The following is a 15,705-nucleotide window of genomic DNA, read 5'->3' on the forward strand; positions in this document are numbered from 1 at the left end:
CACATAATTCTTAAAGAACCGCCGTGTACCAGACCGGTACGCACGGTGGTGTGAGAGGTCGGGAAAATTTAATTAATTTTCCCTCCTACTCGATTATTAAGTAAGTATGTATATGATTTTGTATAGAATATAGTTCTGCTATATAATGTAATAGTAAACTTATAAATGATGGAAGGGAAGAGAAATATGCTTAAAATTGCAGTTTGCGATGATGAAATACTTCAAGGAATAGATGTTGTAAAGAAAATTAAAAGTATTTTAGAAAACAATTATTGTAATTATGACTATGACATTGAAGAATTTAGTAGTGGTGAGCAAATGATTTCTTCTGGTAATTATTTTGATATTGTGTTCTTAGATATAAAAATGGGCAAGCTTTCTGGTATAGATATAGCTAAGAGTATAAGGGAAAATAATAATGACACAAAAATTGTTTTTATAACAGCCTTCAAAGAATATGTTTTTGAAGCTTTTGATGTATCTGCATTCCATTATCTTATAAAACCAGTATCTAAAGAAAAGATATCGGAAATTATAGATAGAATTTTTAAGGTAATTAGCCATAAAGAAAATAGTCAACAATGTATTGTAATTAACAAAGGGAAAAGCTCAATAAAAGTGCTATTAGATAGTATACATTTCTTTGAGGTGCAAAATAGAATTATAAATATACATACTGAAAGGCAAGTAATACAGTATTATGACAAGCTTACAAATATAGAGTCAAAAGTCCCTAAAGATATCTTTTTTAGATGTCATAGGAGCTATATAGTAAATCTAAAATATGTAATGAAATTTAATAAAACAGATATAATACTTGATGACGGTACAAGAATAATGTTATCAAAAAGTAAATACGATGAATTTTCTAGAGCATTTCTAAAATATATAAAACGAGGTGAAGTATAGAAAGTGATTACTTTTAATGTAATTGAGAAAATACTATTTTTTGTTTCAAATATGCTAGGATTTTTAATACTATATATAACATTAAAAGGCTTTTTAGGATTTAAAACAAAGCTCCAATATATGTTTGTAGTAATGCTTATAACAGCTAATATTCCTTCCTTAATTGTAAAGAAATTTAATATAGAAAGTATTTATCAGTGGATACCTACAGCTATATATGTTTTTATTATATGCTTAATATTTTGTAAGGGCACATGTTTTAAGAAGATTATAGTTGCCATAATTTATATTTGTTTTAATGAACTGTTACAGTATATAACAGTGCCTTTTATTTACATGCCAAATTATATTGATATATTAAACTTAACTTATCACACAGAACAGATAAGCAGCATAGTAAGCCAGCTGTTTTTTATTATTACTCAATTAATTTACATTTTAATATTTAATTTTGTATTAAAAAACTATTGCATTAATAATAATTTTAAAGATGTAAAATATATGATGTTTTTTGTAATTCCTAATGTGTTTATAGTAGCTTTATTATGTGAATATTTTAAGCTTTATTACAAAAATAATAATGTTGTGGATATTTCTTTGTTTAATAACTTAAAAATGATGGGATTTGCATTTATGGCTTTAATTTGTGCGGTGCTTATGGTAATAATTTTAGACAGGCTTATGAAGGAAAATACCCTGCGTCAGAAGGAAGCATTATTAGCACATCAATTTAACATACAAGCCAGACATTATAAAGATTTGCAGATACAATTTAAAAATACTAGGGTATTTAAGCATGATATAAATAATCATTTGATTTGCATTAAAAATTTAATTGCTAATGATGATATAAAAAGTACAGAACAATACATAAAAAAGGTAACTGAAACATTAGAAAGTCTTAATTTAAAAGTAAATACTGGAAATGTATTTGCAGATGCTGTTATAAGTGAAAAATATAATATAAGCATAGATAAAAATATAGATTTTAAGTGTAATATAAAAATACCTAATGGAATAAAAATGGATCCTTTTGATTTATGTGTAGTACTTGGTAATGCCTTAGATAATGCAATAGAGGCTTGTGAAAAAATTACAGACGAAAGTATAAAAAAATATATACATATAACAAGCACATTCAATAAGTCATTTATAGTATTTGAAATAAAGAACAGCATGATGGGATATATACATAAAAATCATATGAGTACAGATAAGGGTGATGATATAAATCATGGATTAGGGCTTTTAAATATTCAAAGTATTGCTGATAAGTATTTTGGAACTACCTATATTGAAAATAGTGAAAATATGTTTGTACTAAATGTAATGCTTCAAGTTTTATAGTATCTTATTCACTACACATAAAAGCTTATTCACAACAATAATATTAGCTTTATTCTATATTTTCCGAAGATGTTAATAAATACACATTTGTATTCATTAACAAAAAAGGAGGCACATATATGAGAATAGGTGCAACATCAAATACAATTTTTAATACTATGGGAATGGGACTAAAGGCAAATATTCATTCAAAAAAATCTATGAGTCCCTTAGAAAAACAAAAGCTTCAATTACGGGAACAAGTGAAAAAGCTTCAAGAAAGTAAGTATTCTGAAGAAAGTAAGAAAAGTTCAATCAAAGGACTGGAAAAAAAAATTGAGGAAGTTGAGGACCAATTAGCTAAGGAAAAGTTTACGAAAAAAACTAAGGAATTGGAAATAATAAAGCCTAAAGATGAAAAAGTTGAACATCAAAAAGTAACAGAGGAAAGTTCTCAGGTAATAAATAAAGATGTTATGATTGGAATTTCTTCAGCTACAGCTCATGCAAAGATTGGAAAAGTTGCATATTCAGTATATAGACAGGCTGAAGCAAGAGGGGATACGGCCACAGCGGAAAGGGCATTAAACTATACTGGATCTGAGCTTAAAAAATCAGCAGAAGGTAGAAGATTAATCGAAAGAGGCTTGAAGGAATATAAGAAGCAAGCGGAAAGCATTAAAAGAGCTGATAATAAAGAAGATACAACTAATAATAAAAAAGTTACAATTAATAAGGATAGTAAAGAAACTGATGTTGTTAGTAAAGGAGAGAGAACAATTACAAATGAGGTGCAGGATGCAAATACCTCAAGGATGTCGCCAATAGATACAGTGAAGCCGAATCTAGTGCAGAACCAGCAACATCATATAAATATCGTTCAAAGAACCAATATTACTCCGATTGATACAAAGGCATAGATTATATATTTACATCTGCCAATAGTAGTTTAAATAATTACTAAAAGGCGGGTGTATTTTTTATGCTAGCGTATCAAATTAAAAATAAAGATAATTAATTTAAATTCATAAATTTTTTTACTTTAGATATTTGTTAAAAATTATTGATTTTATTTAAAACCTGTTAATGATAAAAGTATTGTTAATATTCAACCAATAACAGGAAAAATTTCATAATTTTAAGTTAAGATTATAGTAATTAATATCGATATTTATAATAAATATTTAAGCTAGGTTTAATTTTAACTTAAAAGAGGTGCAAAAAATGGAAAATAATTGGAGATTTAGTTTAAAAAAGATACATATGGTTAACTATGTAACTATAGTTGCAATATGTTTGCTTATGAGTATAACTAGTATGCAAATGAATAACTTCCAAGTAAATATGGATGAGCTATTACCATTTATAATAGTAACTATAGTTTCAACAGTAATATATTTTTTACCATTAAAAGATATAATAAAGGCAATAACTTTTAGTTCAGTTATAATACTTTCAAACTTTGGATATTTTTTATTAGGAAGCTTTAATGAACAAACTATTGCTTCTGATGTATTGGTATTTATTGCTGGAATTATATGTGGAACATTATATTTTAGGAAAAAAATATTAGTTATAAATGCAGTACTTTTAGATACATGTGTTGTAAGCTTGTTTTTGATTAATCCTAGTAGTATATTAAGTGAAAAATTTTCATATGCAAATATGTTAAATCTTTTTGTAATATTAAATGGTGTTATGATTTTAATTTATTGCCTTACTAATTGGGGAAGTAGACTAATTGAATCAGAAAATAATAAATCTTTAGAAAGAGAAGCGTTGGTTGATAAGTTAGATTCACTTTTATTAAATATTAAGGAGAGTACTAATAATTTAGATAGAAATATAGAGATTTTTTCTGAAGATCTTACACTTGTTAATGCTACTAGTGATAATATAAATAATACTATGTGTCAAATAAGTATTGGGGTTCAGGAAATAGTAGAGAGTATTCTAGGTATAAATTTAAAAATAAATGAATCCAATTCTTCATTAGATAAAGTTAGTAATATATCTAATAAAATATCTATAATGTCAAATGAAATGAAAGAGAATGTTATTGATGGATCTGAAAAAATCAATTCTATGGATAGCACTATGAAGACAATAAAAGAAGCTGTAGAAGTATCTTTAGATACAGTAAATAAACTAAAAAATAGCATTGATAAAATAAATGGCGAGATTAATAGTATTTATGAAATTTCATCTCAAACTAATTTATTATCATTGAATGCAAGTATTGAAGCAGCTAGAGCAGGAGAACATGGTAAGGGGTTTTCAGTAGTTGCAGAAGAAGTTAAAAAATTAGCTGAACAAACCACTGAAATAGTAAAAAATATTTATGAAATTATTACTGAAATTAATACTATTACTAATGATGCAGTTATTAAGGTGTCTGATGGTAATATGGCTGCAGAAGAAGGAACTAAAGTTGTTAATAACGTTTGTACTTCTTTTAATAAGATTGAAGGATATTTTGAAACAATGAATGAATATTTAAGAGAAGAACATATAGTTATTGAAAATGTAGTAGAGAACTTTACTCCTGTAAAAATGGAACTTGAGGCGATAGGAAGTATTACTGAAGAACATTCAGCCTCTACAGAAGAAATTGAGGAGAAAATTAAGGAACAAAGTAGAAAAATTAATTCAATACATTTATCTATAGAGGAAATTAAAAAGTTAAGTAAAAATCTAAAGGAACTCTTTTTAAATAGATAAACAATAAGCTCTATGCATAAATATATTCATAGAGCTTTTACCTTTTTAGCTGATTATTATAAAGTTTAATGAACATAATTTATGTGATATCATTTTATATAATAGTATAATTAAATTGGGGAGAAATCAGCATGAAGTACAAAATATATATTGTAGAAGACGATTTATCAATAAGTAATATATTAAAAGAGTATATTACTAAGTATGGGTTTCAGGTAAGAACGTCAGAAAATTTTGAGGATATAATGGAAGAGTTTGATAAATATAGTCCAGACTTAGTATTATTGGATGTTAATTTACCTAAATTTGATGGATTTTATTGGTGCAGAAGAATAAGACAACAATCAAAAGTTCCTATAATATTTATATCAGCAAGAGACAGCGGAATGGATCAGGTAATGGCTTTAGAGAGTGGGGCAGATGATTATATAACAAAGCCTTTTTATTATGAAGTTGTTATTGCAAAGATAAAAAGTCAACTAAGGAGGGCTTTTGGAGATTATGCACCTAAGGCAGAGGAAAGAATAGTTCAAGTAGATAGTCTTAAATTTTATCCTGAAAGATCAGAAGTAGAATTTAAAGATAAGAAATTAATTATTACCAAAAGGGAAGGCATACTCTTAGAATGTCTTATGAAAAAATATCCTAGAATTGTTAACAGGGACTTCCTTCTAGAAAAAATATGGGATGATTTAGAGTTTGTTGAGGAAAATACCTTAAGTGTGAATATTAGCAGGATAAGAAAAAGGCTGCAGACACTAGGAATAGATAATGGTATAGAAACTATAAGAGGGGCAGGTTATAGATTAAATAAAATCTGGTAGGATGAAGTGATATGAGATTATTTTTAAAGGATAATAAAGGTTATATTTTTACATATTTACTGAGCTTAGCTCTTACAATTATATATTCTAATATTATGGGCTTTATAGGGTATAGTGAAATTATCTATATAGTTATTTTTAATACATTTATTCTAGGATGCTATTTAGCCTTTAGATATTATCAAGATAAACAATTATATAGATTATTGAGAAGTGAATTAACATCTTTAAATGATACTTTATTAGAACTTGGTAGTTCTGAACTAAGCCAAAATATTTCTGAGGTATTAAAAAAGCAACATAATTTATATAAAGCTGAAATACAAAAATGTAATAAGATTCATAATGAGCATATAACTTTTATAAATCAGTGGGTTCATCAAATGAAGACACCTTTATCCGTATTACAACTGCAACTTCAAGAGTATGAAGGAGAAGAAAAGTATGAGAATATGCAAGAAGAGGTGAACAGGTTAAAGGAAGGTTTAAATATGGCAATGCATTTTGCAAGACTAGATTCTTTTTCAAAAGACTTTATAGTAGAAAAGATTTTTTTGAAGAATCTAGTTAGAGATGTAGTAAATGAGGAAAAAAAGATTTTTATAAAAAACAGAATAGTTCCAAGAGTTGACATAGATGAAAGTATTGAAATTTATAGTGATGTTAAGTGGCTAAAATTTGTATTAGGTCAACTTATTATTAATGGTGTAAAGTATTCAAGAAATAAGAGGAAAGAATTAATTATAAAAGCTTTGAAAAGCGAAAAAGAAATTAAGCTAAGTGTTATTGATGAGGGAATAGGAGTGCCTATAAAAGATATTAAAAGAGTATTTGACCCATTCTTTACTGGAGAGAATGGGCGCAGGTATGGAGAGTCTACAGGAATGGGATTATATATAGCTAAACAGGTGTGTAACAATTTAGGACATAAAATAGAAATAGAATCTACTGTTAATGTAGGAACAAAGATGACAATAAAATTTAAAGCACAAATATAATTAATAGCAAATAAATAGTTGTAACTATTTATTTGCTATTTTAATTATAAAGTCTTACATACACGTCACATTCCTGTAAGCTTTGCAGATAGCATGTCAAACATTATTATTATAAACTATACACAGTAAAAGTTAGTTTTTTAAGGAGTGACAGGGGTATGGATATAATATTTTTATTAAAAGCAATCATAATAGCAATAGTTGAGGGGATAACTGAATTTATTCCAGTATCCTCCACAGGACACATGATATTATTTGGATGGGCAATTGACTTTCGAGGAAAGTTTGCAGAGATGTTTGAAGTTGTAATTCAACTTGGAGCAATAATGGCAGTTGTTATTTTATACTGGCAGAAAATTAGAGAAAGTATAATAGAATTTTTTAAATTTATATTTACTAAAGGACGAGAAGGACGAAAAGGATTTAAATTTGGAATAAATGTTATTATGGCGTCTATTCCAATGGGAGTTATAGGTATATTATTCTATAGTAAAATAAAATCAAAATTTATACCAGAAGCTGTAATAGTAGGATTTATAGTCGGGGGATTATTATTATTGATAGTGGAAAATAGATTTAGAAATAGGAATTATAAAGTAAGAAGCGTAGATAATATAACACCTATGCAAGCATTTAAGGTTGGATTATTGCAAATTCTTAGTGTTTGGCCGGGAATGTCAAGAAGTGCTTCTACAATAATGGGAGGATGGATTGCAGGATTATCAACACCAATAGCAGCGGAATTTTCATTTTTCGTAGCTATTCCAGCTATGGTGGGGGCAACAGGTAAGGATCTATTTGAATTTGATTATTCTATAATGACGCCAATGTTATGGATTTCATTAATAGTAGGATTTATTGTGGCTCTTATAGTAGCTTTAATAGTTATGAAAAAATTTATTAACTATTTAAAAAAGAAGCCGATGAGGGGGTTTGCAGTATATAGAATCATAGCAGGTATTTTTCTTGGAGTACTAGTATTAACTAAGGTTATTACGTTAACAACATAAAGGGGAGAGGAAAATGAAAATTTTACAGGTTAAAAATTTAAGTAAGGTATATGGTAAGAGAATAATGTTTAGTGCATTAGATAATATAAGTTTTACTATAGAAGAGGGAGAATTTGTTGGAATAATGGGGCCATCTGGAAGTGGTAAAACAACCTTGCTAAACATGATTTCAACAGTAGATAAACCAACATCAGGAGAAATAAAAATAAAAGATAAAAATCCTTTGAGTCTTCGAGGAGATGATTTGGCTTTATTTAGGAGAAGAGAATTAGGATTTGTATTTCAGGATTTCAACTTATTGGATACTTTAACCGTTGGTGAAAATATAGTACTTCCACTTACGCTAGATGGAGTACCAGTGAAGCATCAAGATAATGAGCTTAGTAGAATATCAAAGATACTTGGCATAGAGAAAATAATTAACAAAAGAACCTTTGAAATATCAGGAGGTCAATGTCAAAGAGTAGCTATTGCAAGGGCATTAATACATAATCCTACTTTATTATTGGCTGATGAGCCGACAGGTAACCTAGATTCAAAATCGGCTAAAACTGTAATGGAATTGTTTGAAAAAATAAATAAAGAAGAAAAAGCAACTACAATGATGGTAACTCATGATCCGTTATCAGCAAGTTATTGTAATAGAATTCTATTTATAAAGGATGGAAGTATATATAATGAAATTTACAAGGGGGATAGCAGGCAGCAATTTTATCAGGAAATTATTGATGTGCTTGCACTACTGGGAGGAGGAAACTAATGAATTTTAAAGAATTTGCCATTAAAAATGTGCATAGAAATATAAAAGCATATTTTGCTTATTTTTTAAGTAGCAGCATATCAGCAGCATTATTATTTTCTTTTACTATGATCATATTTCATCCCAATTTTATCACAGTCAACTTGCCTCAGTATTTAATAAAAGCACTTAATATGACAACAGTAATTGCATATTTATTTTTATTTTTCTTTGTGTTCTATTCAGTAAGTGTATTTTTAAAAAGTAGATATAAAGAATTTGGTATACTTTATATTATAGGTTCATCAAAAAGACAAATACAAAGAATGATAAGCATTGAAAATATAATAATTAGTTCATTATCTGCAGTGGTAGGAATAATACTAGGAATAGTTTTTTCAAAAATACTTTTAGCTGCCAACGGTAAGCTATTAGGGCTTAATGCATTAGTATTTTATATTCCAATTAAAGCTATGATTATTACCTTTAATGCATTTTTAATACTAGGAATAGTAAATTCAATATTTTGTTCATTTATTATAAAAGAAGATATGGTTTTAAGATTACTTAAAGGAACCAAAAAGCCTAAAACTGAACCTAAAGCATCTACTATCCTTGCTATTATATGTATAGTATTGTTGACAATAGGATATTATTTATCAATTACATCAAGTATAAAAACGATAGCCTATAGAATAATACCTGTAACCATAATGGTAGTTGTAGCAACGTATTTATTATTTTCACAATTAAGTGTATTTATAATTAAGTTACTTAAAAAAAATAGAAATTTATATATGAAAAAAACCTCAGTATTATGGATATCAAACTTACTATATAGGATAAAAGATAATACAAGAATGTTTTTTTTAATTACTATAACCTCAACAGTAGCTCTTTCAGCAATAGGGTCAGTATATGCCTATTGGAGAGATAAGGAAGGTCAGATAAATAGAAATTTTCCTCAGGCATTTTTCTTTTCGGATGTGTATGATAATAAAAGCAAGGTTAGTTTTAAGGCTGAGTTTATAGAAAGATTATTAAAGAATGAAGAAATAAAGTATTCTAAGATCAATAACGAAATGAAATTTGTTATTCCTAATGGTGAAAAGGATAAAGTAGTTATAATTGGAGAAAACACTTATAAAAAATTGGCATTAGTATTATCTTTAGATACAACTTCTTTTAATGAAAATGAGACTATAATAACCTCATCTTTAATTCAACATGAAAGAAAAAGTATTGTTTTAGATAATATGAAATTAAAGATCGTTAGAAAGATTGATAAGGGAGCACTTCCAACATTTTATGAAGAAGTATATGTAGTCAAAGAAGATGTATATGAGAAAATAAAGGGTATTAGATGTTACTTTGAAGCATTTAATGTAAAGAATTATAAAGATACACTAAGTATATGTAATAAGTATTATAATACATTTGAAGATGATGCAGAGAATGGTTATAGCAATAATTTTTTAAAAGCTAATATATTAGAATCTACAAAAATAGCTTATGGCGTAATTTTATTTAGTGCCATATTTATAGGACTTATTTTCTTTGTAACAACGGGAAGTTTTTTATATAATAAGTGTTATATGGATGTTATAGAGGATAAAAAGAAATATAAGCAGTTAAATAAAATAGGATTAACCTATAAGGAAATAAAGAAGATATTAAATATTGAAATAGGAGTATTATTTTTATTTCCTTATATAATCGCTGTAATACACTTTTTCTTTGCCATTAGTGCATTAAAATACGCCTTTGGACTTGAAATAACTGTGGCAGCATTTCAAGTTATAGGAGGTATGTTAATTGCACAAATCATGTATTTTCTTATCATAAGAAAAAACTACTTATTAGAGATTAAAAGAAGTTTATTATAAATATGAACATAATAAAAAAATATACATATAATAAACCGATGCAATATTTAATGAGAGGATAATATGAATAGAGATTATGAATTCACAGACTTTATACCTTTTCAGTGCCCTATGATTTGTCCAATGATGATGTATAGGATGGAGGAAGAAGATGAGGAAAGAAAAACTAAACCACCAATGCAACCGATGAAACAACCAATGCCAATGCCAAAACCTCAGCCAATGCCACCACCACAACCTAAACCTCAGCCAATGCCACAACCTACTCCACAAGTAACACCACAACCAAAGCCAGAGACAACTATACAACAATTAAAAATACAACCTAGTATAGAACCGCAGAATGTGAATTTAAAAATACATCCAAGCATGGAACCAGAAAATATGAATTTAAATATACACCCTAATATGGAACCACAAAATATAGAATTAAGTATACAACCTAAGATGGAAGCAACAAAAATGGAATTAGATATAGAACCAAAGATACAAACAAAGATGGAGCCAAGCAATATGGAATTGAATATAGAGCCTAAAATGGCACCAGTAGTAACTGAGCCAATAAAACTTCAATTAAAAATAGAACCAAAGATGGAGACGGCAAAAATGCAATTAAATATACAACCAGTAATACAGCCAGTACATCAACCGATAATGATGCAGCAACCAATGATGAAGCCTACAATGCCATATCCAATGATGGCATATCCAATGGCTAAGTATCCATGCCATATGATGATGAATCCAGCTGCAATGCAACAGTGGTCAATGTATCCAGGTGTATTTTGCCCGATGATGAATCCAATGGAAACGGAAGATATGTGTAACTATTAGATAATTTTATTTTAGGAATGTAAACATATTATAATTCATATATTATTAGTAAGCTCATTTATAAAATTAAAAAGTAAAATAAATATTAATAATAATATTTAAAATCACCATGAAATCTACATGGTGATTTTTTGTCCCTACTATAAAATAGCTTAATAATGAAAGTATATTATTTATACTAAAATAGAATAGTGGTATATAATGATATTATTAAAAAAAGAGAATATATATTTAAATTATAATAGTTTATATAATTATTTTAGGGGTGTGAAAAAATGAATAAGATAATTGGAATATTGGCGCATGTAGATGCTGGTAAAACTACATTTGCTGAGCAAATATTGTATCATACAAAGACTATTAAAAATAGAGGAAGAGTTGATTATAAAAACTCTTTTTTAGATAGCCATAATATAGAAAAACAAAGAGGAATTACAGTGTTTTCAGATCAGGCTATTTTTCAGTATAAATCTTCAACCTATTATTTAATAGATACTCCTGGACAATATTCTTATTAGTTTATAGAAAAATAAAAATAATATAAATTATATATTGTCTAATGATTATTAATAGAAGGATAAAGTATTTCTACAATGCTAGGCAAATGTTATAGAAAATATATGTTTTGAATGATATAGTATATTTTTTATATATGAATTTAGATGAATTTGGATTAAATATTCGGATAAGGGGACTGAGATGATAAAATATATAGCAATAGAGATACCTATAAGAAGTTTTAAAGGAATATATTCAGTACGAACTAATGAAATATTAATAGTTCAATATGATGATTTAAATAAAGAAGTTTGGATACCTAGTTCTTTAACAAATTTTATTTATCATAAATACAAAGATGAAAGTAGTTTGTAACATATGTGTCTTTATAAATTATGTAAATAATCAGATAGTTTTAGGTGGAGACAAAATTTTGAATAATTAAAAGATAGTGGATTATATGGGATGAATTATTATCATTTCGCTAAATATATAAATTATATTTCAAACAAGAGAGGTCTTGGTAATAGTTACAACATTGTAAAACAAAAAGAAAAATATTTATTTAAATTTTATAGATTTTTGTATAGTAGAGGCATAACATCGGAAGCTGCTAAAATAAATATGAAATTTGTACCTAGTAGCGAACCTAATAGTAGAGGACATTATATCGAGATGTCACCATTTGAAGATAACAGCGAAATCACTATTGCGTACCCATCAAAAAGAAAAATTCCAAGAAGAATATTAAAAGATATGGAAGTGGATGTTTGGAATAGATTTTTGGAGTTTACAGAAGAACATTATCCTAATATAGTTTTAGGAGTTGCTCTCCAATTTATGAGGGGATTAAGACTAGGAGAAGTAGTTAATCTTGTAATCAGTGCAGTAACCTTATGTAGGGAGCAGCGATATATGAAAGTAGATATAATGGACAGACAAGATTAACTATTTGGAGATAGAGATATCAAAATGATAAAATCACAAAACAAAAAGATAAGATTTGACCAACCAGGTTTCGATCTTAATGGTGAACTATTTGAAATGTATGAAAGATATTTGAAGAGACTTGCCAATAATCCTAAGATAACTAACCGTAATGCACCTTTAGTAAATTTTTTTGGGAAACCAATGACTGGAGAATCCTATTCGAGATACTTTACTAATTTAAAAAATTATTTTATTAAATATATAAATAGTGAAGGCTATATTACTGTGGCTAATGATTTAATTGAACATGACTGGAATACACATATAGGAAGACATGTATTTACAAACTATCTTATAAAAATAGGAGCAGTAAATGATGCTACTATGTATTCTTTTTCTGTTATACCAAGCCTCTATATATTCAAATATTGCTAACCTGGCAGTATTAAAATTAAAATACTTAATAAGATGGACTTCCTCCTTTTTTAAAGAGGCATGAAAAGATTCAATGCAAGCATTATCGTAGGGGCAACCTTTTGAACTGAAGGAATGGGTAATTAATTTAGTGCTGTCTATGTACTTCTTAAAAGCGGAGCTTGTGTATTGACATCTTAAATCACTATGTAAAATTAAAGCTTTAATTGGTTTCTGAAGTCTTACGGCGTTTTGAGGTATCAATAAAACTTAGATATAGAATATCCAATCATCTTTAATTGTATCGATATAAGTGATGTCTGTTACCTACTTTTCGTTGATAGTAGTTGCTTCAAAGTTTCTTCATTAAACGTTGAGTTCTCTTTAAACTAATAGTTATACCTAATGCTTTTAGCGATTTTTATTCACTTTGTGAATATTTATGATTTCTTTTTCTATCTTTTTATTTTCTAATTTTCGATTGCTTGGCTTCTTATTTAAATACTTATAATAAGAACTCTTAGATACCTTTAAAACTTTACACATGAGCTTAATATTATGATATTTTTTGTTGTTAGTAATGAAATCAAATACAGTAGTTATTTCCTTGCGAATATGCCCATAGCTTTTTTTAATATTTCGATTTCCTCTTCAAGCTTTGCATTTTTCTTTATCCAGCCAATTATTGTTGATTTTGATACGGCATATTCACTACTTAACTCTGCTAGGCTCTTTCCAGAGTTATAAAGCTCTACTATTGTATTTTTGAATTCTTCTGTATATTGTTTTTGACCTCTTGCCATTATAAACACTTCCTTCTCTTTCTTATATTTTAAAGTGTTTGGCTTTCTGTTTCTACAATATTATACTAACACCATCTAGTGTTAACGGTATAGGGGGAATAAAGTTGGGTTCTCCCGATGAATACCTTGTGGAAGCTAATTTGGGTGAGGTAAGATATACCAGCATTAAATTTTAAAGAGTGCCCTTTGCCTAAGAAGATCAAAATTAGCCCTGCCATACATCATATGTTTTACATTCTTAAGTCTATTAGCATGTCCTTCTAAAACTGCATTAGTATATTCATGGTTTAATCTATTGCTTACAGCTACAACATCCTTTTTAAGGCTCTGTGCAAATTTTTTAATGTGAGTTATCTCTGATTTTATATTGTTGTCTATCCAATAAACTAATGACCTAGAGTCTTTATTTAAAATTATATCTCTAAAACTCTGAATAGATTGATATGTCTTGCTTAATTGTAATGATGACTGAACTATTTCATTTAGAATCAACTGATTTTTTTCCGTAAGTTCATTATAATTTCTCCAAAATATATTATACAATCTTTCTCTTTTAATAAGTTTTGAAGCAGAGTTTGTCTTATTCTTGTTATTTGACAATACTTTTGCTTTCTTTAATTTTGATAGATATGTCCTAAATAAGCTTTCACAGCCAATATATCCACTTTCTCGAATATTAACAAGAATATCTTTAGAACTTATTCCTGCTAGGAAAAGTTCATCAATTTTTTTTATATATTTATCTAGGATACCTCCCCTAGATTTTGCGGAACTATAAGTAGGCTCTGACCTTCTTAAATATCTATGTATGGTCTTTTTACTAATACGCGACATTACTGAAATTTTTTTCTGTTTAACGCCTGAGGTATAGAATCTCTTTGTTTCTTCAATAAGCTCCCCATGTTCTTATTCATGCAAGTTTGCCTTTACAGGTCCTGCTGTTTAGGCTTTATGTTGCTTATGATTTCCTCTTTATCTTTTTGTGTATTTTCAATAGTAATACAATTAGTGTATTGAGATTGCAGTATTGAATTTAAGGTGTCACCTATATTCTTAAGTAAGTGCCATTTGTCAGCTATTTGTATTGCCGAAGGCAGTATATCATAAACTACTTTTGAATATGTATTTGCCCTATCTCTAGTAATCAACTCAATACCTTTACAGTCATTTAGCTAATCAGCCAATGTTTTAGTAGTTCTATCCTTTAGCAATTCTATAGTCCAATGTGTTTTTAGATTACAAATTAAAGTTCCATAAGTTAAACCATTACGGAAAGCTCAATTATCAATGCCTATGTGCTTAAAATCTGATTTAATTTCTATCTGTTCTTTCCTAATTATTCTAATAAATGTATCAGAACTTAACTGATGAAAAATATATTTCAAAATTCGAGATGCCGCTTCGCTGCTTAAAGAAAAGGCAAATTTAACGAGAGCTTCATTTAGTCTCTCGGTTCTTCTTGAATAAGATTTTATAAGAGTTTCAAATCTTTCTGTAAAAATACTTCTAGTACATGATGAGTTATCGCAGAAAAACTTTCTAGATAATAATTTAATTGTAACTGTTTTCCCAAATACCATTAAATCCTGTAGTGTTCTAATATATCTACTGTGGATTCTTTCTGACTTAGCACCACACTCTGGACAGAGAGATGATTTGCTTCTACATCTCATATTAATATCCTCTACTTCCATGCCATCAATCATAAACTCTTTTGGAAAAAACGAGCTAAAATTCATAGTTCAATCCTTTCTATAATAGTTTGTTCTTATTATATCAGGTGGGTACACTATTTATCTCTGATATATATATG

Annotated in this window: 16 protein-coding genes and 2 pseudogenes; 13 read left to right on the top strand and 5 right to left on the bottom strand. The window is 27.9% G+C overall.

The genetic code is table 11. The features are described from left to right. Positions 1 to 186: 186 nt before the first annotated feature. From J2Z24_RS02180 to J2Z24_RS21230, 13 genes and pseudogenes are all read left to right on the top strand, one after another. The gene (locus J2Z24_RS02180; protein WP_111947591.1) at positions 187 to 909 is read left to right on the top strand and encodes a LytR/AlgR family response regulator transcription factor; all 723 of its coding nucleotides are present in this window, start codon (positions 187 to 189) and stop codon (positions 907 to 909) included. A 3-nt stretch (positions 910 to 912) separates the two neighbouring features. Next, a complete protein-coding gene (locus J2Z24_RS21740; protein ID WP_035151508.1) occupies positions 913 to 2,256 on the top strand; it encodes a sensor histidine kinase in 1,344 nt (447 codons plus the stop codon). A 119-nt stretch (positions 2,257 to 2,375) separates the two neighbouring features. Next, positions 2,376 to 3,155: a hypothetical protein gene (locus J2Z24_RS02190; protein WP_051593422.1), complete on the top strand. Its 780-nt coding sequence runs from the start codon at positions 2,376 to 2,378 to the stop codon at positions 3,153 to 3,155. Positions 3,156 to 3,459: 304 nt separating this feature from the next. Continuing rightward, on the top strand, positions 3,460 to 4,956 hold the full coding sequence (locus J2Z24_RS02195) for a methyl-accepting chemotaxis protein (protein WP_035151511.1): 1,497 nt from the start codon (positions 3,460 to 3,462) through the stop codon (positions 4,954 to 4,956). A gap of 131 nt (positions 4,957 to 5,087) precedes the next feature. After that, positions 5,088 to 5,780, top strand: a complete 693-nt coding sequence (locus tag J2Z24_RS02200; protein WP_035151514.1) for a response regulator transcription factor — start codon at positions 5,088 to 5,090, stop codon at positions 5,778 to 5,780. A gap of 11 nt (positions 5,781 to 5,791) precedes the next feature. Continuing rightward, positions 5,792 to 6,778, top strand: a complete 987-nt coding sequence (locus J2Z24_RS02205; RefSeq protein WP_035151518.1) for a sensor histidine kinase — start codon at positions 5,792 to 5,794, stop codon at positions 6,776 to 6,778. 158 nt (positions 6,779 to 6,936) lie between these two features. Beyond that, entirely contained in the window at positions 6,937 to 7,788 is an 852-nt protein-coding gene (locus J2Z24_RS02210; protein ID WP_035151520.1) for an undecaprenyl-diphosphate phosphatase, read from the top strand. A gap of 13 nt (positions 7,789 to 7,801) precedes the next feature. Further along, a complete protein-coding gene (locus J2Z24_RS02215) occupies positions 7,802 to 8,548 on the top strand; it encodes an ABC transporter ATP-binding protein (protein WP_035151523.1) in 747 nt (248 codons plus the stop codon). Further along, positions 8,548 to 10,413: an FtsX-like permease family protein gene (locus J2Z24_RS02220; protein ID WP_035151526.1), complete on the top strand. Its 1,866-nt coding sequence runs from the start codon at positions 8,548 to 8,550 to the stop codon at positions 10,411 to 10,413. Before J2Z24_RS02215 ends, J2Z24_RS02220 begins: the two co-directional genes overlap by 1 nt. 63 nt (positions 10,414 to 10,476) lie before the next feature. Next, positions 10,477 to 11,247 carry a hypothetical protein gene (locus J2Z24_RS02225; RefSeq protein WP_035151529.1) on the top strand — a complete coding sequence of 257 codons (771 nt, stop codon included), beginning with the start codon at positions 10,477 to 10,479 and terminating at the stop codon, positions 11,245 to 11,247. Between the two features lie 275 nt (positions 11,248 to 11,522). Next, positions 11,523 to 11,762: pseudogene (locus J2Z24_RS02230) on the top strand (GTP-binding protein); the annotation flags it as partial. Between the two features lie 184 nt (positions 11,763 to 11,946). Then, complete coding sequence (locus J2Z24_RS21225; RefSeq protein WP_241393006.1) at positions 11,947 to 12,120, top strand: hypothetical protein; 174 nt, start codon at positions 11,947 to 11,949, stop codon at positions 12,118 to 12,120. A 90-nt stretch (positions 12,121 to 12,210) separates the two neighbouring features. Then, the gene (locus tag J2Z24_RS21230) at positions 12,211 to 12,693 is read left to right on the top strand and encodes a site-specific integrase (RefSeq protein WP_241393007.1); all 483 of its coding nucleotides are present in this window, start codon (positions 12,211 to 12,213) and stop codon (positions 12,691 to 12,693) included. Positions 12,694 to 12,972: 279 nt separating this feature from the next. Here J2Z24_RS21230 and J2Z24_RS21855 read toward each other — a convergent pair. The 5 genes and pseudogenes from J2Z24_RS21855 to J2Z24_RS02255 all read right to left on the bottom strand — a co-directional run. After that, positions 12,973 to 13,452: pseudogene (locus J2Z24_RS21855) on the bottom strand (integrase core domain-containing protein); the annotation flags it as partial. Positions 13,453 to 13,688: 236 nt separating this feature from the next. Then, the gene (locus J2Z24_RS21860) at positions 13,689 to 13,892 is read right to left on the bottom strand and encodes a transposase (protein ID WP_035151535.1); all 204 of its coding nucleotides are present in this window, start codon (positions 13,890 to 13,892) and stop codon (positions 13,689 to 13,691) included. Between the two features lie 165 nt (positions 13,893 to 14,057). Beyond that, positions 14,058 to 14,726: a transposase gene (locus J2Z24_RS02245; RefSeq protein ID WP_035151537.1), complete on the bottom strand. Its 669-nt coding sequence runs from the start codon at positions 14,724 to 14,726 to the stop codon at positions 14,058 to 14,060. Positions 14,727 to 14,818: 92 nt separating this feature from the next. Next, positions 14,819 to 15,046: a transposase gene (locus tag J2Z24_RS02250; protein ID WP_111947588.1), complete on the bottom strand. Its 228-nt coding sequence runs from the start codon at positions 15,044 to 15,046 to the stop codon at positions 14,819 to 14,821. A gap of 123 nt (positions 15,047 to 15,169) precedes the next feature. Beyond that, positions 15,170 to 15,631 carry a transposase family protein gene (locus J2Z24_RS02255; protein ID WP_051593423.1) on the bottom strand — a complete coding sequence of 154 codons (462 nt, stop codon included), beginning with the start codon at positions 15,629 to 15,631 and terminating at the stop codon, positions 15,170 to 15,172. Positions 15,632 to 15,705 lie beyond the last annotated feature (74 nt).

It is taken from the genome of Clostridium tetanomorphum (assembly GCF_017873215.1).
In the GTDB taxonomy this organism is placed as follows: domain Bacteria; phylum Bacillota; class Clostridia; order Clostridiales; family Clostridiaceae; genus Clostridium_AO; species Clostridium_AO tetanomorphum.